Annotated in this window: 17 protein-coding genes, 1 tRNA gene and 2 pseudogenes; 11 read left to right on the top strand and 9 right to left on the bottom strand. The window is 41.7% G+C overall.

All coding sequences use genetic code 11. From position 1 onward, the window contains the following. Positions 1–45: 45 nt before the first annotated feature. The 3 genes from FS373_RS29445 to FS373_RS29435 form a co-directional block, all read right to left on the bottom strand. Positions 46–122, bottom strand: a tRNA-Pro gene (locus tag FS373_RS29445). Between the two features lie 226 nt (positions 123–348). After that, entirely contained in the window at positions 349–2136 is a 1788-nt protein-coding gene (locus FS373_RS29440; protein WP_152831286.1) for a DUF3413 domain-containing protein, read from the bottom strand. A 91-nt stretch (positions 2137–2227) separates the two neighbouring features. Next, complete coding sequence (locus tag FS373_RS29435) at positions 2228–2443, bottom strand: YejL family protein (RefSeq protein ID WP_144046112.1); 216 nt, start codon at positions 2441–2443, stop codon at positions 2228–2230. 324 nt (positions 2444–2767) lie between these two features. Between FS373_RS29435 and yejK the strand changes: the two genes are divergently transcribed. After that, positions 2768–3799, top strand: a complete 1032-nt coding sequence (gene yejK / locus FS373_RS29430) for a nucleoid-associated protein YejK (RefSeq protein WP_144046113.1) — start codon at positions 2768–2770, stop codon at positions 3797–3799. A 155-nt stretch (positions 3800–3954) separates the two neighbouring features. Here yejK and FS373_RS29425 read toward each other — a convergent pair whose 3' ends face one another. Further along, positions 3955–4689: a DUF4336 domain-containing protein gene (locus tag FS373_RS29425; RefSeq protein WP_152831284.1), complete on the bottom strand. Its 735-nt coding sequence runs from the start codon at positions 4687–4689 to the stop codon at positions 3955–3957. A 336-nt stretch (positions 4690–5025) separates the two neighbouring features. On the opposite strand from FS373_RS29425, the gene FS373_RS29420 reads away from it, so the two are divergent. Continuing rightward, positions 5026–5901: a 6-carboxytetrahydropterin synthase gene (locus FS373_RS29420; RefSeq protein WP_152831282.1), complete on the top strand. Its 876-nt coding sequence runs from the start codon at positions 5026–5028 to the stop codon at positions 5899–5901. 11 nt (positions 5902–5912) lie between these two features. Continuing rightward, complete coding sequence (locus FS373_RS29415) at positions 5913–6749, top strand: M23 family metallopeptidase (protein ID WP_152831281.1); 837 nt, start codon at positions 5913–5915, stop codon at positions 6747–6749. 94 nt (positions 6750–6843) lie between these two features. Here the strand turns inward: FS373_RS29415 and FS373_RS29410 are convergent, their stop codons facing one another. Continuing rightward, a complete protein-coding gene (locus FS373_RS29410) occupies positions 6844–7404 on the bottom strand; it encodes a dihydrofolate reductase family protein (RefSeq protein WP_152831279.1) in 561 nt (186 codons plus the stop codon). Positions 7405–7453: 49 nt separating this feature from the next. Between FS373_RS29410 and FS373_RS29405 the strand changes: the two genes are divergently transcribed. Further along, positions 7454–8065, top strand: a complete 612-nt coding sequence (locus tag FS373_RS29405) for a TetR/AcrR family transcriptional regulator (protein WP_144046117.1) — start codon at positions 7454–7456, stop codon at positions 8063–8065. Positions 8066–8081: 16 nt separating this feature from the next. Here FS373_RS29405 and FS373_RS32825 read toward each other — a convergent pair. Together FS373_RS32825 and FS373_RS32820 are read right to left on the bottom strand one after the other, a co-directional pair. Next, positions 8082–8267 (bottom strand): annotated as a pseudogene (locus FS373_RS32825) (tyrosine-type recombinase/integrase); the annotation flags it as partial. A 38-nt stretch (positions 8268–8305) separates the two neighbouring features. Beyond that, positions 8306–8410, bottom strand: coding sequence for a phage integrase N-terminal SAM-like domain-containing protein (locus FS373_RS32820; RefSeq protein WP_416221777.1), 105 nt, complete (start codon positions 8408–8410; stop codon positions 8306–8308). Between the two features lie 441 nt (positions 8411–8851). Here FS373_RS32820 and FS373_RS29395 point away from each other — a divergent pair, with 441 nt between their 5' ends. Beyond that, positions 8852–9073, top strand: coding sequence for a hypothetical protein (locus FS373_RS29395; RefSeq protein ID WP_152831277.1), 222 nt, complete (start codon positions 8852–8854; stop codon positions 9071–9073). Positions 9074–9210: 137 nt separating this feature from the next. Here FS373_RS29395 and FS373_RS29390 read toward each other — a convergent pair. Beyond that, positions 9211–9558, bottom strand: a pseudogene (locus FS373_RS29390) (IS4 family transposase); the annotation flags it as partial. Between FS373_RS29390 and FS373_RS29385 the strand changes: the two are divergent. Together FS373_RS29385 and FS373_RS29380 are read left to right on the top strand one after the other, a co-directional pair. After that, positions 9487–9921: a hypothetical protein gene (locus tag FS373_RS29385; RefSeq protein ID WP_194165952.1), complete on the top strand. Its 435-nt coding sequence runs from the start codon at positions 9487–9489 to the stop codon at positions 9919–9921. The pseudogene FS373_RS29390 and the gene FS373_RS29385 sit on opposite strands and share 72 nt — an antisense overlap. A gap of 335 nt (positions 9922–10256) precedes the next feature. After that, positions 10257–10922, top strand: coding sequence for a hypothetical protein (locus tag FS373_RS29380; protein ID WP_144046121.1), 666 nt, complete (start codon positions 10257–10259; stop codon positions 10920–10922). 576 nt (positions 10923–11498) lie between these two features. Here FS373_RS29380 and FS373_RS29375 read toward each other — a convergent pair. Continuing rightward, positions 11499–13457 carry a methyl-accepting chemotaxis protein gene (locus FS373_RS29375; protein WP_144046122.1) on the bottom strand — a complete coding sequence of 653 codons (1959 nt, stop codon included), beginning with the start codon at positions 13455–13457 and terminating at the stop codon, positions 11499–11501. 844 nt (positions 13458–14301) lie between these two features. On the opposite strand from FS373_RS29375, the gene FS373_RS29370 reads away from it, so the two are divergent. From FS373_RS29370 to FS373_RS32640, 4 genes are all read left to right on the top strand, one after another. Next, complete coding sequence (locus FS373_RS29370) at positions 14302–14808, top strand: hypothetical protein (protein ID WP_152831273.1); 507 nt, start codon at positions 14302–14304, stop codon at positions 14806–14808. A gap of 821 nt (positions 14809–15629) precedes the next feature. Then, a complete protein-coding gene (locus tag FS373_RS29365; protein WP_144046124.1) occupies positions 15630–15920 on the top strand; it encodes a YkgJ family cysteine cluster protein in 291 nt (96 codons plus the stop codon). Positions 15921–17067: 1147 nt separating this feature from the next. Continuing rightward, positions 17068–17484 carry a hypothetical protein gene (locus FS373_RS29360; protein ID WP_144046125.1) on the top strand — a complete coding sequence of 139 codons (417 nt, stop codon included), beginning with the start codon at positions 17068–17070 and terminating at the stop codon, positions 17482–17484. Positions 17485–18211: 727 nt separating this feature from the next. Next, entirely contained in the window at positions 18212–20113 is a 1902-nt protein-coding gene (locus tag FS373_RS32640) for a hybrid sensor histidine kinase/response regulator (protein WP_144046126.1), read from the top strand. Positions 20114–20150: the final 37 nt, after the last annotated feature.

Genomic DNA, 20150 nt, shown 5'->3' with positions numbered 1-20150 from the left:
GATAGTAAAAAGCCAGACTCATTGCTGAGTCTGGCTTTTTTAATGTGGTCGGGATAGCAGGATTTGAACCTGCGATCTCTTGTCCCCCAGACAAGCGCCTTACCGGACTAGGCCATATCCCGAGATTTTCTTAGAATCTAAACTGCGTCTAAGAACACCTAAATATCTTTTTCAAGGGGCTATTTAGGTGAGGCAGAACTTTAGCAAGTCACTTAAGGTTCTGCAAGCAATTAGTCACCACACTCGATCTAATTGCTTAGTTTGTAAGCTTTTTAGCCAGTTATCACTCAATTAACACGAATTACTGACTCAAAGAGATATCGATAAACAGTACGGGCTATTTATATTTTAATTGTTATACATCCTACGGCCTTCACGCATCACTTCGATTAGCTCAGGTGCACTCAACTTCTTGCGCAGGCGATGCTGGTAATTTTCATCATAGATGCGGTATTTACCGTGTCTATCGATCACCGTAATTTCAGATTTTTGATAGATGCCAAATATTCGATTATCACCGACATAGACCCAAGACTCAGCATCGGGTTGCAATAGGCTTCGACCTGCACTGTAATCGGTCGCCGGATTCGTGCAGCCAAGTACTTGAGTCATTAAGGTGGGGGCGATGCCATAGTGGCTGGTACGATAATTTACGTCTTTTGCCGGTGACTGTGGCCAGTGGATCACTAAAGGTACCTGAACATTGGCAGGAGAGAGGTTACCTCGAGCTTCATTCGGGTTACTGGTGAACAACTTACCGCTGACCCCTGTGATGATGACCAAGGTATCTGCCGGTAAATCGGTGACAATTCTTTCAATCTCTTGATCGATAAAATTCAATGACTGACGATATTGATTGAACAGGACTCGTTGGGCAGGTGTTAATTTCTGCTCAGACTGGACAGTTTCAATACCTAAGAATCCAATGGGGGTATCGTAGCTGTCAGGGGCTCTGAGGTTGATGAGACCAAACCAAGGACTTGTCTGTGCCTGTTGCCAAGTTTGGAATCCAGCGACATTTTCAATGTCTTGAGCCGCATCGCTACTGTTTGGTGCCGAAATTATCTGCTCAAAATCATCATAGATAGCCTGAGGCATCTGACTGGCATGCAGACCAGAGAAAAAGCCCAGCTGGTAGCCCTGTTGTTTCAATATCTGAGTCAGTAGTGGAGGAGTTTGTGACAATCCACCTGAGTTGATATAGCTGCCTTGAAGTCCATAAAGAATGGAGAACATGCCACTGTTGAATTGATTTCCGCCACTGATGTGGTGAAGATACTCCTGATTGTGATTACCATACTCACTGAAGAAGGGCATGGTCTTACTATTAACCATATCTGCTCTGAAACTATCTATGGTTAATAACAAGATATTAGGCTGCACTTCATTGGTATTGGTGCATTGCAGTGGATGTTTGGGGTAATTCAAACTGCTTCTCAGGGACGAGCTTACTTTAGGCCGCGTCGAGCTATCTATGCCATGGCTTTCCATAAATGAACGGGCCGTGGCGGGATAGGAGAGCGGGTAAGCATCATCGAGACGGGTGATCTCTGTGATATCTGCGGCATCGGCCCAGATATGGATCAAATGACTGCTGACAAAACACAGACCTACGAAGGCGACGACCTTATTACCACGACGAACCTTGTGAATTTTTTCGATCCGTTTCCAGAGGAAATTTGCCGCAGTGAGCTCAATGGCTAAAATCCCTAAGGGGGTAATGATATAGGAGGTACCACGAAGCAGGGCATTGAGATCCGCCCATGCCAGATCGAACACGAATGGACTCAGGTGCAGACCGTAATCATCATAAATGATAGTGTCATAGAGCAAGATACATAGACTTAAGGTGGCAACACTTGCTGCATAACCACGTAAAATTTTGGAATAGGGCAGCAGTAAGGTTACCGGAAAAACCAGCACTAAATAAACAATAAAGGCCAGAAAGCTAAAGTGACCTATGGTACTGACGGCCAGATAGCCCCAGCCAATCCAAGTTTCCGGATAGCCTACCGTATCGAGATACCGGAAGCCCACAATCATGGCAAGAAAGCCGTTGAAGAAGGCAAACCAATGTCCCCAACTTACCAAGCGCGATACACGATCACGCCCCATTTCTTTTTTACGCTCGACCATGTGGCTCCGCTTACGATTTAAGTGCTTATTTATTATATACTAAAGTATTTTTTTACGTCTTTGGCTAGTTTTCAATGCACAAAGGCATAAATTAGCGTTTAACAGACTGAGCTAGGGCTTTTGAAAACTGCTCGGCTACCTGGACTCTGGCTTCCTGAGGTACTTTACGTGCCAGAAGATCTGTCACACAGTTACCCAATACCATGAGTCTTAAGTCAGTCGGTGCTTGATGCTTATCCATCACAGCACTGATTTCAGCAATAAGAGATTCAACTTGAGTGTTTGAATATTTTGATTGTATAGCCATATTTAAAAAGTGTTTCGATTACCGAGATATTTGGCGCTCATGATAACCGAAATCAAGCCTAAGCACGATATCATTGCACTGCTTAGTCTGATTTTGATACCAATATTCACTTTTACTTGTGTAAATATGGCTAATGACTCTGTTGGCGAAGATTCGCTAGTGAGTCTTAATCATCTTATTCTTGAAGCAGGATTTCAATTGGGGCAATATAGGCTCATTAAAATTGACCCGAAAGTGAGGTACTGTTTACGCGATCCGATTCGCACGAACAGTGACCTTATATTGGTGATATCACATTTTTAACCATTATCTTTATCGAGACCTATGAGCATAAACGTCGAACAAGCCATCATCCATGCCATTATTCAAGACAGTGACGGACAGCTAAGCTGTCGATTGCGTCCCCAACCTTTATTGAACGGCGAAGCCGTTGAAGCCATGTTGGATGAATTACATCAAACATACACCACAAAGGCGGGTAAAGGTTTTGGACATTTCGGTATCTCAGGTGAAGATGGTGAGGCTAACCCTAAGTTTATGGAGGCGTTAACGGAGTACAGAGATGGTCAACTTGGCTTCGTCGAATTTTCAGGTTTAGCGGGTAAGTTATTGCAAGAAGAGTTGTCCAAGTACGATTTCAGTCAAGGTGGTTACTTACTCTTGTCTTGTTATACCCATATGACCAGTGACTATCTGTATGTTTCTTTACTGAATGCTAAGTCATCGATGACAGTGCTCGATGATATGGAACTATCACAAAATACTCACTTAGATCTTAAAGATGTACAACTCGCGGCGCGTATCGATTTGACCGAGTGGCAGGCAGATGAAGGTTCACGTAAATATATCTCATTTATTCGCGGGCGTGCGGGCAGAAAAGTTGCTGACTTCTTCCTCGATTTTATGGGGTGTGTAGAAGGCGTTAACACTAAGGCTCAAAATAAGCAGTTGATGAATGCTGTCGAAGATTTCGTTTCCAGCAGCGAACTGACCAAAGATGAGCGTCAGCAGTGCCGTGAGAAGGTCTTCGATTATTGTACTGAGCGCTGTGATGTTGGTGCAGATATTGAAATTAAAGATCTTGCCGATGAGCTCGCCGATAGTGGCATGGAGTCATTCTATGATTTCGCCAAGGGTGGCGAATATGAACTCGAAGATGAGTTCCCTGGTGATAAGCCGACCCTACGCCAACTGAAGAAGTTCTCTGGTACAGGCGGTGGCGTGACGCTTAGCTTCGATGGGGCACATCTAGGTGAGCGGGTCATGTATGATCCCATCTCTGACACCATCATGATAAAAGGCGTACCGGCTAACTTGAAGGATCAGTTAGATCGACGTCTAAAGGGCGGCCAGTAGATTTTAGGTGAATCATGGTGAATGTACGATTCAATATTCTCTGACACCATCATGATAAAAGGCGCTATTAAGCGCCTTTTTTGTTGGCCGAATAAGATTACTGCTCCTACTTAACAGCTGCGACTTAAATTGACTAACTGAGTTTTCCTGAGCAACTAATCAAGCCAGCGAAATGAGCGTTTTAGGAAGGCTGGAGCGTCTTGCCAGATACACTCACCATGGGCAATGATTATTGCTTTAGGTTGCCATGCTTCTATCTTTTGCAAGCAAGCTCTGGCTTTTTCTTTGCCAAAGATAAAACTGATACGCCAGTCGGCGGGGGTCTGACCATCCGGGGCTAATATGCCAACCAGCTTGGCGATATGGTTTTGCCAAGGTTTAAAGTGAGCGGTAGGGAAGTTTTCTATCAGATCGGTCAAGATGAGCGTGCCACTGGCTTGATGAAAGAAGACGACTTCCTCCATTGCGGGACTCCCGGTAAAGATAAGCTGGTCTATCTGCTCGCGCCAGGCATCATTGGGTTTTGAGATTAACTCGCTCGAAAAAGGGATGTCCGGGCATTTCTTTAACAAGCCTGGCGCCGCATAGGAATTCGCATCAGGATAGCGGGATATCCACTCTTGAATAAAGAGATAGTGGATCTTATTTGGGGCAATGAGATAGCTGACTTCACCTAGGCTGTCGACCTCTTGCTGTAGAGAATCCGTCAGCTTACAGGGGGAGTGGACCCACAACTTACCATCGTCTAGGCGGATTACCGCCATTCGAGTGGTATAGGGCATGCCATAGAATGACACTGTGGGGCCATCGTAGTACCAAATGTCTGAGTCTATTGCGTGTAACAGACTCAGATGAGTGGCGCTAGTGGGGTTGAGAAGCGTATCTGGCATATGCACCTCCTGTGCAGCTTGTAATCATATCAATGGGTATGGGCTTACGAAAAGTTAATACAACACGAAAACTATATACGAAAACAAGTCAGAGCAAATTAATAGCAAACTGAGTGATTCGAAGTAAATTATCAGGCTTATACTGATGACAAATCAAGCATACTCAGCAAGTTTACAATTAGGCGCAATAAACGGGTCGAAAATTAGTGTTATCACATGTAAACTTGCTTAAACCTTAAAGATCATGACATTTTGTCTTGAGACACTATTTCAGTCCTTTGGCCATTGCCGAATGGACGTAAAAAAGGTGGACTGTTTTTCCATCTAGGAGCGTAAATGCAACTTTTTGTTAGAGATTTAACCGTAATCGATTTTTCCTATTTGTGTCCTATTCGAGGCATGGTGGGGGAGAGCTGGATAGTCGATGTGCTGCTCGATGGCGGCTTAGATGAGCAAAATATGGTGTTAGACTTTTCGAAAGTTAAGCGCACCATTAAAAATACCATTGATGAAGTCGCCGATCACCGTTTACTCATTCCAACGGCTTGCAGTGAAGTGCGCTGGCAACAGAAAGGCGATAAAGTCTGGATGGACTTTAGCAGCCTGCAGGGCGATATTCACCTCGCATGCCCATCTCAGGCTTTTGCCTTGATCCCCAGTGAAATTATCGACTTTGATAGCGTTAATGCCTTCTTGCAGAAAGCATTGAGAGCCGTGTTGCCGGATAATGTCGAAGGTATAGCGCTGACGCTGCGTAATGAGATGCATGAAGCACCATTTTACCACTACTCTCATGGCCTTAAAAAGCACGATGGTAACTGTCAGCGGATTGCTCATGGTCATCGTAGCCCAATCAATATCTTCGAAAACGGTATTGCGGCACCTAAGTGGGATGAATATTGGGCTAAGCGTTGGAAAGACATCTATCTCGGTACCGAAGAAGATGTGGTTAATTTGAGCGAATTAACCCTTTCTCCTCAGGCTAAGGTGAGCGAAGAGACTCACTATGGCTTCTGTTATCAGGCACCTCAGGGAGAATTCCAACTCGCCATGCCAAAGTCTCAATGTGAGATCATTCCACATGATACTACGGTAGAGCTGTTGGCAGAGTTTATTGCTAATACTCTGGTTGAGAAATCGCCTCAGAGTGAGTTTAAAGTGATCGCCTATGAAGGGGTTGGTAAAGGGGCTATCTCAGTCAAAAACATATAACTGGAAAATTAATGTCTCTATTATCTAAGATAGTCACCCCACTGGCAGCGTTAACACTCTTATTTACCGTTAACGCATCGGCGCAAATTCAGCTGACGGGGAAGATGGAGCAGGGCGCCCTGATCCGAGCTATGGTCGAACCCGGTACTCAAGTATTTCTCAACGGTAAAGCGCTTAAGGTGACCCCAGAAGGTGCTTTTGCATTTGGTTTTTCCCGCGAGGCCGAGCTAAAGCAAGAATTGAAACTTGTTTATCCTGATGGCTTGACTCAGATTAAACCACTGAGCATCAAGACCAAAGAATACAAGATAGACAGAGTGAATGGGATCAGTAAAAAGATCATGAAGCCTGATCCCAAAGCGGTAGAACGCTCGAGAAAAGACAGCAAGCAAGTCAGAGCCGCCAGAAGTCAGTTTTCAGAAATTGAGTCTTTCACTCAAGATTTTATTTGGCCATTGACGGGGCGTATTTCAGGTGTCTACGGCAGTCAGCGTGTTTATAACGGCAAGCCGGGAAATCCTCATTATGGCGTCGATGTCGCCGCGAAAACCGGTACTGTAGTAGTCGCACCTGCCGATGGTGTCATTAGTTTATCCGTAGCGGATATGTTTTATTCCGGCGGAACGATTATTCTCGACCATGGATACGGTGTCAGTTCGAGCTTTCTACATTTAAGCAAGCTGTATGTCAAAGATGGCGAGGTTATCAAGCAGGGCCAAGCTATCGCCGAAGTCGGCGCGACGGGCAGGGTTACGGGCCCACATTTAGACTGGCGTGTTAACTGGTATCAGATGCGCCTCGATCCTGTGACGATAGTACCGAATATGGCAGAAGTGCTTAAGAAGTAACTGTACCTCGATAAAAAATCACCTCGATAAAACAGATAAGATGAGCCAGAGTTTAACTCGGCTTAAGCCTGCGCGTTACTAGCTGCGCTAGAGACTAATAGCTTATCTTGTACTTAACTTGAACGAAGTCGTTAGGGAAGGCTGTAGCCTCAGCTTGTTGCAGCTTGATATCTTTGAATACCTTGCCGAATAATGATTTACCTTCGCCTAATAACACAGGTGCGCGTGTTATTGTCATTTCATTGATAAGCTGAAGATTGATAAAAGCCTGAATGGTTGTGCCACCGTCAATATAGGCATGCTTGTGTCCTTCACTTTCAAGCCGGGACACTAAGGCTAGAAGATCGCCTGAATACATCTCTACCTTACCTTTCATATTCGTAGGAGCTTCATTTAGGCTGTTGCTGAGCACTATAATGCGAGTGGCACCATAGGGCCACTGTTCAGTAGTCAAATTCATGCTTGAAATCATGTCCATACACTTGCGGCCCATGATCATACAGTCAACAGAAGCCATGTAGTCAAGCATCCCCATATCTGCTTGTTTGCCCATATCAGCTTCGGGTTTGCCTGCTGTGTGTAACCAATCGACACAGCCATCTTCTTTAGCAATAAAACCATCAACACTGGTTGCAATAAATACTGAACATTTCATATAAATATTCTACACTGTAGAAATAAAAGTAGTGTAACGAGAGGCGTGAATGACTGTCAAGGGGAAAAAACGTGGGCGACCAAGTGGAGCGGCCAACCAACTTAGCGCCCAAATCATCATGGATATGTCAAAGTCCTTGATGCGAGAACAAGGAAAAGTACCAAGTATTCGTAAGCTTGCAAGATGTTTAAACGTTGATGCAATGGCAATCTATCATTATTTCAGTAATAAAAATGCGCTGTTAGAAGCCATTACGACATCATTGATAGAAGAGATTTATCTGCCTGAAGAGGGTAATTTCAACACGAGAGATAATTGGAAACTTGAATTAAATAAGTTATGCACTAGTTATTTGTCACTACTCAGTCATTATCCTGGATTGTTAGAAACCTTCCTGTCGATGAGCACAATAAGCCCGGCTGAAGTCTTTGCTGCACGTTTCAATATCGTGATTGAACCGTTACATTTAGACGTTGAATCGGCAAAGAATGGATTGGATCTCTTGGTTGACTATCTTCATGGCTATGCACTGGCATTGAGTTGCAATGGGAAAGACTGCAACAGCAAAGACAGCCAATCTACGCTGAATATGGAGATGCTCGAGGGACCATTAGCTTTATACTGTGTTGCTTTGGAAAATATAATGAATACAAATGGATAAAAGTGTCACTTGGGTTTAACCTGTCCATTGGGCTTATGGTGTGACTAAAGCGAGTACCGATAACATGAGTGTATAACTCAGTAGTTTTTAAATCGGTATGGCCGAGTAACTCTTGAACCGTTCTAATATCCGAACCATGTTGTAACAACTGAGTAGCAAATGAATGTCTGAAAGTATGGGCTTTCACTTGTTTGGGGATTTGAGTCGCTCCACTCACTTGCCAGCTCACTGCTAGATGATTTAAAAATGCTCAATCTCTTGGTTACCCATATCCTGGGGATGCTTTTTATCATTAAAAATGATGAAGATTTTGATCCAATACAGATAAACCTTCTCAGTTTTTATGCCTGTTTGTATGTTCTAGTGTCGAGTACGTAGTACAGTCCGAACGGACCCCCAAAACGGTGATGTAAACATCTCAATCTCTTCACATTATAACTGTTTATTTATACAGTTATAATTCAGATTTGCCTAAATGCAAATGTTGCTTCTCGTTATGTAAAAGGAATAATTCTCGGTTTCGCCTAACGAACAATTCTATCTTGTTGAAAATGTAATGATTTTATATTGGTAATTCTTACTTAAAGAGTTCATAATGACCCAGATCGGTTCTCGATTATCTAAATTCTCGCTTTCTCCAGCAAAAATGGCTATTGCTTCACAGAAGTCATACTGATAACTTACTAAAATCATTGTGAATAGTTTGCACTTTACTGTTTTCGTTTTTATAAGTCTGTGGAGTGTTTATCGGAATGCACGCTAATACGCTGTTACAAGCCATAAACTATGGATAGTTTATCGAAAAAAGAAGCGTACCTTGCTATGTATGCTTTTCTTGAAAATATGTACAAGTTGATGGGGTCTGACGATATTGGTGGCCTCTTGGGCAGTATGTCATTGCTACAAGATGGACATACGGCTGACCCTGCGGCTTGGCAGGATTGGGAAGATGCTATCGTCAAAGCGACTTCTGGAACAATTGATGCGTCTCTTAAAATTAAACGATGATGCAAGCAGGGTATTTAAAGATTTTGACGGCTTATAACAAGCTGCTGAATGAAGATTCGTCAAAGCTGTCACGCCATTTGCTGTGCAAATCGCCCGCCAGCATTGGTTACTTATTAGCAGGGCGCTGGGGGATCCCCTCATAATTGAGGCATCCCAGCACAGTGAACTTTCTTAATGTATTCAACCATTGCCCAATGTAAATGTTGCTCTGTGATCTTGTAGCTTTTTCGCTTTCTAACTTCCTTCCCCAGCCTTACGACCGATAGTACAGGCCTATGTCGGATAGTATTCGCTTGGAAATGACGTTCCTAGCCTAGGTGATTAGCGATGATACCAATGAGCCAAAGTACAATTTCAGCCAACATAGCGATAAGTAATAGAACATCTAATCGTCTAGGGCATCGACTCTTGCAGTGCCTAAGCCCCATGCCATATTGAGGACTTTTCAAGTCCCGAAATGTCTTTTCTATCTGCATGCGCTTAGCCAAGCAGCTTTATCTACTGAAAAAGAAAGCCTTACAAATAATGTGGGTAATGCGGTTAAAGACCTTCGAAGAATCGAGGTGCATGACAATTCACTAGGTTATGACATTCATTTTGATGATACTGTTTATTATCAAGTAATAGGCGAAAGCGCGAATGACTTTAGTAAAGATGAAATCGAGGAAAGTGGTAATATAATTACCTTCAAGGATTCATCTCTACTCAGGTATTTAAAAGAACATACGTATTTGTTCAAAGTTACAGCTCAAGATGACGATATTGTTCATTATTGCATTCAAACAGCTGACGATTGGATTCATGTTCTTTCAAGAGAAAAACCAAGTGTCGTGCCACGTACTACCTAATCGGGTAGCCAGAGGTATCTAGCCTCACTCAGCGCTTGCTGTATCCCGGGTGTTTGGAGCTTCACCATGGCCCGGCTTTAGCTTCTTTCGGTCCATAAGCTTGTTAGCTTGTCTGATTAGCCGAGCTCAGTAAGGCGTTGATCTCGGAACCAGAGTCGATGTAAAGGCTGCAGAGAGTTTCGGCAAAAGGATGTGGTTTACACTGTGAAGGTTTCGAATTGAAGTCGGAAATAGATTGATCATTCTCGGGTGTCTCTGTTAAATCAACCTCTATCTTGTCTCGATCCAAATCGTGATAAAATGAATGGGATTTTTCCCTGTGTAGTACAGCCCCTATGAGCCTCTTACGACAATTCAAAGATATGTTAGGCAGACAAGATCACCATGCGTCAGTATTTGAACCGGCATCACTCGATGATCTGGTTGCTACGATAACCCAATGGTCAGCGTTAGTGCCTGACAATGCATCTTTTTGCTCCCATAAGGCCAAGTGTGTTTCAGCTACACGCGTAAAGTTCAGACCGCGTATGATCCCGCTAATACTTGCCCCATTACTGATGTTGGTTGGCACTGTTGTCATCCTTGGCTTTTCTTTTTCCGCGTTAACCCACGGCGATGGCACACTCTTAATTGGGACTGTCGTTGGTATTATTGCCTTGGTGATGGGGACTAAACTGCTGCACCAATGGTCCATCGTGCATATCTTTGATCTACAATCCGGTGATTATCATACCAGCCGCAATCAACAGTCTGTCATTGGCAGCAAGCAACATTGTCAGCTTGCAGATATCCACGCTATACAGTTGTTGCAGAAATACATATACAAAACCTATGCAGGCGAGGGGCGACAAGTCACTTGTGGCTATGAGTTAAATCTGGTGTTCAAGGATGGCTCCAGAATAAACATTGTTAGTCACCGTGAGCATGATTTTATCCAATCTGATGGCCAAATTTTGTCTGAATTTCTGAATGTACCATTGTGGGATGCGACTAGAGTCTAACCGGCCTTAGGCGTAAAGTTCGGTCACTAATGAGGATGTTATCGCGCTTGACTCATGGGTGAGGGCGATAAAGAGTGTTGAAAGGTTGTGGTGCTTAGTGGTTGGTAATATGGGCGCTTTGGACGGCTATGCCTGGTGACAACTTACTCTGTGAGTCATGACAGTATTGAATTTTCATATCAGTCAAAGCATTGCTGTTCGGTTGTCTTTAAATTCGCTTCTCGCTTCTGGGATGCGCATTCATTGCCGGGGCGTGTGCAGCATCAATCGGCCGCGTGCTCGTGGCTGGATTGGGTAAAGGTTCAATCCCTACCAGAGACGAGCGTCATCACTTTTCAATCTCTTGATCATTGTCGGCGCTGTTAACATGCAATTTAGTGATCAATCAGCAAAGGGTGATTGCCAGTGCTGTGGGCGCTATCATCGCTTAGAAAAGCTCGCAATAGCTGAGTATAAGATCACTGTTGTGGAGAAGCACTGTCTAACATCGTATTTTTTACAGTCGGTTATTGATAGCACTGGTTACAGAAGACAGTGCTATCAATCCGTTAGTGTAGTCAAAGGCCCCTTCTTTAACTAAATTCGAAATTGCCTAAGAAGTGTATTCACTTCAGTACCCAGTTGGTTTAACTTTTCTGCTGAGGCCGTAGTTTCCATTGATTCAGACAAGGTTCTATCGGATATCTCTGACATCGTATTGACGTTCATACTCACTTCGTCAGCGGCCTCTGCTTGCTGCTTGGCTGCTGTTGAAATATGCTCAATCGAATCGTTGATTTGAGTAATGAATCCTTCTATAGATGTTAAGGTTTCTTCCGTTGAATGAACCAGCGCCGCTGTTTTTTCCGCGCTACTCCTGCTTTGTACCATCGCTTGACTGGCTGCTTCAGAACGCTGCTGCAAGATTTTGATGATATTGTTAATTTCAGATGTTGACTCTTGAGTTCTGGAGGCTAATGAACGAACTTCGTCTGCAACAACAGCAAAACCGCGCCCTTGCTCACCCGCTCGTGCGGCTTCTATTGCAGCGTTAAGCGCTAACAAATTAGTTTGTTCTGCTATACTCCTGATCACATCGAGAACCGTTCCAATTTGCTCACTATCAGTTCTAACTAGCTCTACAGTGTCACTCGCATCAGAGATTTGTTGTGAAAGACTTTGCATTGAGTTAGCCGCTTCAACGACTACCAGAGTCCCTTGCGTAGTTGCGCTAGTCGTGGATTGCGATAATTCCGCAGCTTGACTCGCACTTTGACTCACTTCCTGAGCGCTAGCCGACATTTCAGTCATTGCAGAAGCTGCCAGCTGTGCTTGAGATTGTTGCTCACGAACTTCTTGTTGTGTACTGCTGGCTTTTTGAGTCAATTCCATCGCAGACTCAAGCATGCTAGACGATGCTGTATTTAAGTGGTGAACGGTTCCTTGTAATTTTTCAGCAAATGTATTGTAGTTGGTTGCTAATATCGCTAACTCATCACTGCCAGAGACAGGAATTCTAATCGTTAAATCTCCCTCACCTTGCGCTATATCAGCCAGCACTCTATTGGTATTATTTAGTTTAGACATGATGGCTTGGGTCACGGTAAATGATACGACAACACCAATCAGACCAGCCACCACGGTCATTCCCATGATAAGAGAAATAGAAGTATCTGTATGCTCTTGTGCTGTGGTTGCTGCTTGCTCCATCGAATTGCTGATGGAAGCTCGTAACGTGGCGATAGCTGTAGCTATTTTGGGGCCTACAGTATCTAACGTGTTTATCCCCGCATTGCGCTTACTAATGATAGTTGCAACCTTGTTTGCAGCCATTTTGTATTGTTCTAATGATATTTGAGCTTCACTAGCCAATTTTCTTCGCTCAAAATTTTCCAGATTTTCGAGTAAAACATCGATCTCTACTGCTGCGGTATTAAATTCAGTGTTGAATCGCTCGACTTGGGATGAGAGGTTTTCTACTAAAAATTTAGAGACGTATAAGCGTGCCAGTAGTAGTGCGCGAATAGCCAATCCAGCACGATAAGCCGCAATGACATCCCCATCTCTCTTTGCTGTGCTCATGACGAGTGTCAGCTTTTGTTCTATATGGGGGCCATTCACATTCAAGGTATCATTAACGATACTATTGCGGCTGTTCATGTTCGTGACAACGATGGTTGTAAACGTAGATAAATAAAGGGATTTCATCTCATCAATAGACTTCAGCATTTTTACTCGTTCTGGATGTTGAATTTCTTGATAAGCGCGGGTCATATCCGCGGTCCATTCATTAGCTTGTTGATTAAATTTATCAATATATATCGATTTACCCGTTTTTATAAAGTTTTTAACGGTTAAACGTAATCCATAGACACTATCTGTTATTTCCGCCGCTAATTCAGTATCGGGAGCTAAATCGAATGATATTTTCTTCATATCATCCGACAAACTGTCTAGTAAATTGGAACTCACGATGGCCACAATCATGAGTATCGCAATTAAAATCGTGGGTGATATTGATATTTTTTTGGCAATTGAAATGTTGTCCAATCTCATAATCTATCCGAATTTTTTTTTATTCACCCTAAAGAATAGTTCATTTATTGTACAAATCATTGCCTCCACTTTATTGTAAATCAATATTGTGATTGGCTATGGCAGGAATGGTGATCACCGCTAATGCCTCCGGTTGGTTTTGCGAAAAATAAGGGAAATAAAATCAATCGATTACCACCGATGGCATGGCAGTACATTAGCTTCGTTGGGAAATATGAGTTTTATAACTGAAGTGTGTCTAATAATATTCAATAGGTTATCGATTATTTGATGAGCAATTTTAACATTGGTTTTGGCTGTACTCTAGTGATAGTAGGGTTGCAGAGGAGCGTGGTGACAAACCGTTCTTATTACCTTGAATGTTGTGGCCTAACTATTACCATCGAGTAGTGATTCGGTTGCAATCATAAGAGATTTAAGGCGTTTCTTGTGAATTTGAGGGCATTGATTTACGAGTGAATCATGTAGTACCTTAATATCGTGCATAGTGTTGTTATCTGGTTTGTTTTTGACGAAATTAATTAGATTAAATAGCACCGTGCGAATTTAGATTTTGAAAACAAAATAGATTCTCTGGAGCCCCCAGAGAAGAGCGTGATGTGGTTAATTGAGTCATTAAAGTTAATATGAAGAAAATTCCGTTATTATGCATTTTGTTGTTCAGCTTTCACTCTACTGCAAATGATACACATATCAATCAAATTCCAGATTTTACACAGACTCATGTTAAAGGGTATAACACTGGAAATGGTCAACAATTCTGTGCTCCAGTAGCGGCTTCTAATTCACTAATTTGGCTATCAGGTCAAACAATTGAGCAAAACTCTTTGATTCTCGTGAATACATGAATACTCATCTTAAGAATGGAACTGGCACGAGTGGTTTTCTTAAGGGGATAGATAAAATATCTAGGGAGTTATTTGGCCACTACAGCAAGCTTGAGTATCAGGGATGGCGAAAACACCCACCTAGTTTTTCTACTGGGGTAACAATTCCACGGCTAGAATGGATTAAAGATAGTATTGGGCGTGAATCTGCAGTTTGGCTCAATATTGGCTGGTATAAATATGATAAAGACAGCATGAGTTATATCCGAAAAGGGGGCCATTGGGTGACGGTTGTTGGCTACAATCATGGCAAGTTGATTATTCATGACCCCGCTCCCAGAGCTGGACAAGACTTCTCAAATGAGTATGTTTCAGTGCACCACTTAGTAAAGGGGAGATTGATAGGTAAAAAATCAGGGCTTCCAACAAGTGCGGTGGGTTACCTTTCCCTGGGAGAAGGAATGCATATAAAGGGGTCAGTGGGTTTTTCAGTTGTCGATGGTGTGGTTCGCCTAATTCTATAAATCAACCGCCCGCACATGATTCACTTACTAGCAGCGCGTGAGAGGTAAATAGGAGTGGACTATACAGTTTGGCAGTTGATTATCGTTATTATCGCATTGGGAATGGTGTTACTCAGTTCTTTTTGTGTCCTTTTTCCGCAAAAGCTAATTCATGGAATGCCGTATCTCGTAAACTCAAAACTGGCAAAATGTAGTGATATTACAATTAGAATATTTTTTGGGGGGTCATTAGTTTTATCAGCAGAAACTGCAATATTTCCTTTAATATTTACTATCTTAGGTTATCTTTCATTGGTGGCTGTAATAGCGATAATGGTTTTGGGTACTAGTAGACTGGAAGCCATAATCATATATATCACTGATACATTACCAGTTTGGGCTGTAAGGTTAGTTTGTGCGTTTAGTGTATTTGTTTTTTCCTTTATAATTCATGGTGTTCGGTAATCCTACCTCTATCAAAGCATTTTTAATCTGGCCGCTAACAGTTGGCTGGCGTTCGAGCCCCACTATTTTAGCCCTGTTATCAGCCGATGAATGCAGGTTAGGTTTTGCAAGCTTGTAGGATATTTTTCCATAAACACTCTCACTCAAGGAAATGATTGAGATTGAACACGGGCGGGGTCTGCCGTGCCATCTTGGGGAAAGTCATTAAATTTAAAAGTATTTTTAAGTCTGGCTCATGGTCGTTGGCTTGTTTTTACTTCGTTTTAGATTATAACTAATGATTATTAGCAGCTTGAAATGGCGTTAGGGCTCTATAAATTCGAGAAAACTTCCAGTATAGAGTATCCTATTGGTCATTAAATTTATTGTTGTTGTTTATGACCATTAGCGTAAAAAATTTACTCGTCTCCGAAGTCAAATGTTCAAACTGCCAAGCATGCTGTTGTAGTTCAGAAGTCATTATTATTTCCGATACAGGTGTTCCTGATCAGCATATTTATGTTGATGTGCATGGGAATGAATCTATGTTGCGATTAGATGATGGCTGGTGCTCTGCTTTAGACCGAGATACATTACTGTGTTCTATCTATGAAAATAGACCCTGGGTTTGTCGAGAGTTTGGCATGGGATCAAATGAATGCATAGATGAGCGATTAGAGAAAATGTAGTGTTCTGTTAATGTTAGAACCGAGAATCTTTCACCCTATCCCGAGTGTACTCTTTACCATAGAGAGCAAATCGAAACTAGTTAGAAGTTGTACCTCTAAAAGACTCTTTAATAAGTAGAATTCGATCTGTAGGGTGTGGTAGTCAGTGACTCTCTTTCGCTAGCTATGGCACCCATTAACAATGTAAATCAATAAATTTACATTGTATCAGTGAGTTGCATTTAACCTTTCTCGGCTATTTTTTTCAAGATAGCTGCCATTCTCCTTATACTTCCAGCGCTAAGCTTTGAGCATCATCCTTTCCGTTTATTTTAAATGTCACTCTCGTGTAGCCGATCGGCTGTTGGCATCATGGGCAAGTAGTATTTCGGTTATTTGCGGGGATATTACACCTGAGACAGCTAGCATTAATGGGGTACATTGGCGTAGTTTGGCTACACTTGCATTCATAACCCATAGTTACACACTCGAGATACTTCTTTGGTCTGCATATACTACAAGATGGTATAGATAAAATTAAATGAAATATATTCTCTACTTTTAAAATTGGCGGGACATAGAACAGAGGAATAACATAGTTTTATATATATAATGTCTGAGAATATTATGGGGTGAGATGCTATTTAGTTATGATGACTATATTGGCTTAATAATAGGTTGTTTACTGAAATATAATTCAATTTGATACTCTGATTCTTGTCGTTTAAGCCTCTAGCTCATCTGTGGTGAAAGATTATGTCTGGTATTTACTCATTTAAATAGAGGGCGTTGGTATTAATCGATGGTTGTTTATGTAAATTAATTATTATATTTGTTCCTCTCATCTCCCCCTTATTTATAGTCGGCTATTTCTTTACAATAAGAGTGCCACCTCTTTTTTTTATATTTTAAATGAGATTTTTATCGAGTTGCTTCCTGTAAGTGGTTGATAGTTTTAGCATTGTATTTTTTCGTGTTTTGAATTGACGACGATTAGGTTCTTTACAGTTCTCTGGTGTTTTTGTTATTGAGGTGAGGAAATATATACATTCGACTGTGTAATATGGTTGATTTATAAAATAATCAGGCTTTCATTTCTTGTGAATAAACCCTACATGGTATAAGTTCTCATTCTCATTTGAGGTATTTAAATTTAAATGGAGTAATAATGAATAAAATTAACGTAATTGGCTTAGTGGCTCTTTTGGCAACAGCGACAGTATCTGCAAACAATGTAATTGTATTTCCTGGTACTAGTGATGCATCAGTAACAGAAGCCTCTATCACTTTCCCACAAGAAAAAACACCAGTTCCACTTGTTGGTGGCTATCAAATTGAGCAAGGTGTTTTGACATCAAGGACGTACAACTGTGGTATTAACATCAGTGATCTTGAGATTGAAGCTAAATTACATTGGAACGGGGCAACACCTCAACTTGTTATTGTCGGTGCGTATCCAGCCACTATGTGCCGTGCCGGTTTTACTGGTCCGTTTTCAGTTGACCTGACAGAGTTTATTCACAATACACCGACATACATTTTAGACCAGCTCGAAGTCGCAAACGTCGTAAACCTCGGTTTGTAAGACTATTTATTTGTTTTATTAATATGACCCATAAGCCAGAATAGCCTCTGGCTTATTTTTTGTAAATTATTTTGGTCAATGTATAAATCACAAGTTTGCATTATTTTAGTTTGTGTCAACTGATTGTTTTATTTGGTTTTATCCTTTATGGGGGTCTAGGTGCCGCAATATATAAATTGTTAGTCTTCTCATAGCGTTATTTTTAATCTTGTGAGGATATGTATAACGTGTTGTTTTATGCAGAGATAGGCTTAGATTTAGCCACTGACCCATCACAAGATATTATAAATCCGCAAATATGGTCGGTATTAAAAATGTCCGCTAGTGGAATAAAACCGACGACTCATGTGATTAAGGTGTAGTGATTATTATAAATAATTAAAACCCATAAATTAAAACTCATAAACTAAACATTTGTAAGTTTATTTTTATTATTCATTGCTAGCTGTCCAGTTGGGCAGTTGTTTTGGTTGTGATGATTCTACATTATCTGCGCCCTAACTTTTTAAGGTGAACGTTTTGTTTTATTTTGAGTGATAAACATCGATTTAGTTAACACTCACCTATCTTATGGTAGCTAATGTATCGGGCGGTCACTTTTGTGTGGAGTGGTCTTCTCTTTAAGTGTTTACAAAATGTGCATTTATTTAACTGTTTTAAGTTAGTAGCGGTTATATTTTGTCTTTTATTATTTTAATGATTAAAAATTAAATTAAGGTTGTTAATTGTGAAATCCAGTACCTCGGCCTTGCTTTGTATTATCATTGGCTTGTTGACCATCTTACTGGTCAATTTGACCCTGCTACATCACTTTTATAAAACGTATGAAGATGATTATCAGCGAAAAGAAGATCTATTTTTTAATTCGACCCACGATATGTTGTTGCAACATAAAATCATGCTCAGCGCATTACGCTCCTTATTTAATGCCTCTGATATAGTTACAAAGGAAGAATTTAATATTTTCTCCGAGGAGCTGTTAAAGATAAAATCTGCGGTTGCATTTACTCTGGACGATAACTACCAAGTTAAATACATATCTGATCCGGTTTTTCTGTCCGAGATATTAGCTGGTAAGGTACAGCTTAATAAGGATGATAAGCTGGAATATCAGATGAAAAATTTTTCCAGCATCATCGTTAGCATTGAACAGCAACAAATGCCGTATCTGGTGTATGCCATTTCACATCAGGGGGTGCAAAAAAGGTTAGATGAATATAAGGGGGTCTGTGCCCGACTGACTTTAGATGGCACTGAGTTTAACAATGCATATTGCAATAAAGAAGCCGCTAATTGGGTGACCTCTTTTTTAAAGTATCAAGGTACCGATACTATCGACTTGCCTGAGTACAATAAACAATACAGCATCTCGGCCTGGTCTATTGCACCTGCTGTCCAGACTTACGAACTGTATCTGTTGGTGTTCTTTATCACAGCCATGGGAGGTAGCCTATCGGCACTCCTGTACCTTAAGATCCGTAATCATACACGTCTCATTCAGATGACCATAGAGACTAAGTCAAAGTTTGCCTTGCTGTCCAGCATAAACCATGAGATCCGCACGCCTATCAATGCAGTGCTAGGCTACAGCCAAATGCTAAAAGACAGTGATTACTGTGATGTATCCGGACGAAAAACACTGGATAAGATCATCTGGTCGGCAAATCTACTCAATAGTGTTGCAGAAAACACCCTGAATTTTTCAAAAGCCGAGGCAGGGCACCTGAGCTTAGACTATCGGGATGTCCATTTTATGGATGAACTCAATGCCATAGATGATTATTACAACGACTTTAGTCAAACTCACGAGAAGCGTCTGGTGATGCAGGTGCAAGCAGACATGCCAGAACATATTGGCCTGGACAGCACTAAGTTTTTTCAGTTAACGACCAATTTTATCAATAACGCCTTTAAATACAGTAATAGCAGTGAAGTCGTGTTCGATATCAGTTTAAAGTCCGTGTCCGGTCAGCACTTTGTGCGTGTGGCGATCAAAGATACCGGAAAAGGTATGTCTGTCGAGTCGAAGAAAGCCATCACCCATCCTTTCAATACCGATCCTAATGTTAAGCCGGCCATTCAATCGGGGATCGGGATAGGTCTCTATACTTGCAAGAAAGTGATAGAAGAGGTCGGCGGCAGCATACGTATACGCAGTAAGGAAAATAAAGGCACATTAGTCCTGTTTCGTTTCCCATATCGCCAGGCTTCTGAGATGGCTTACAGTAAAAAAAAGATTGAATTGCATGCTAACCCAAGTGGGCCTTGGACCGATATCTCATTATTGTTGGTTGATGATGATGAATTTAATTTACAAATATGCGGCAGCGTACTGAAGGCCTGCGGTTTTGTGGTCAGAGCACTTCAAGATGAAGACCAGGCTTTCAAAGCCTTTAAAGCATCTCAGCCTCAGGTTGTCGTTATGGATTACCGGTTAGCTAAAGCTGATGGGATCAGCTTAATAGGAGAGATGCAGCAAGTTCAGACCGGTGAGGTTCACTATTTTATTTTATCGGCTAATGATAAAAGTGAGATCCCCAACGCCGATGCTTATCCCGATATTACCTTCTTACAAAAACCTCTTAATCTAGCCGTTTTTATGCAGCAGTTGGATCTTAGAGTGGCGTGACTAAAACTCGGCCGCTCTAATCCTCTATTAGTGTTCT

The sequence above is a fragment of the Shewanella sp. YLB-07 genome, from assembly GCF_009377275.1.
Note: the sequence above shows the minus strand (reverse complement) of the source record. Positions and strands in the feature narration are given on the sequence as shown.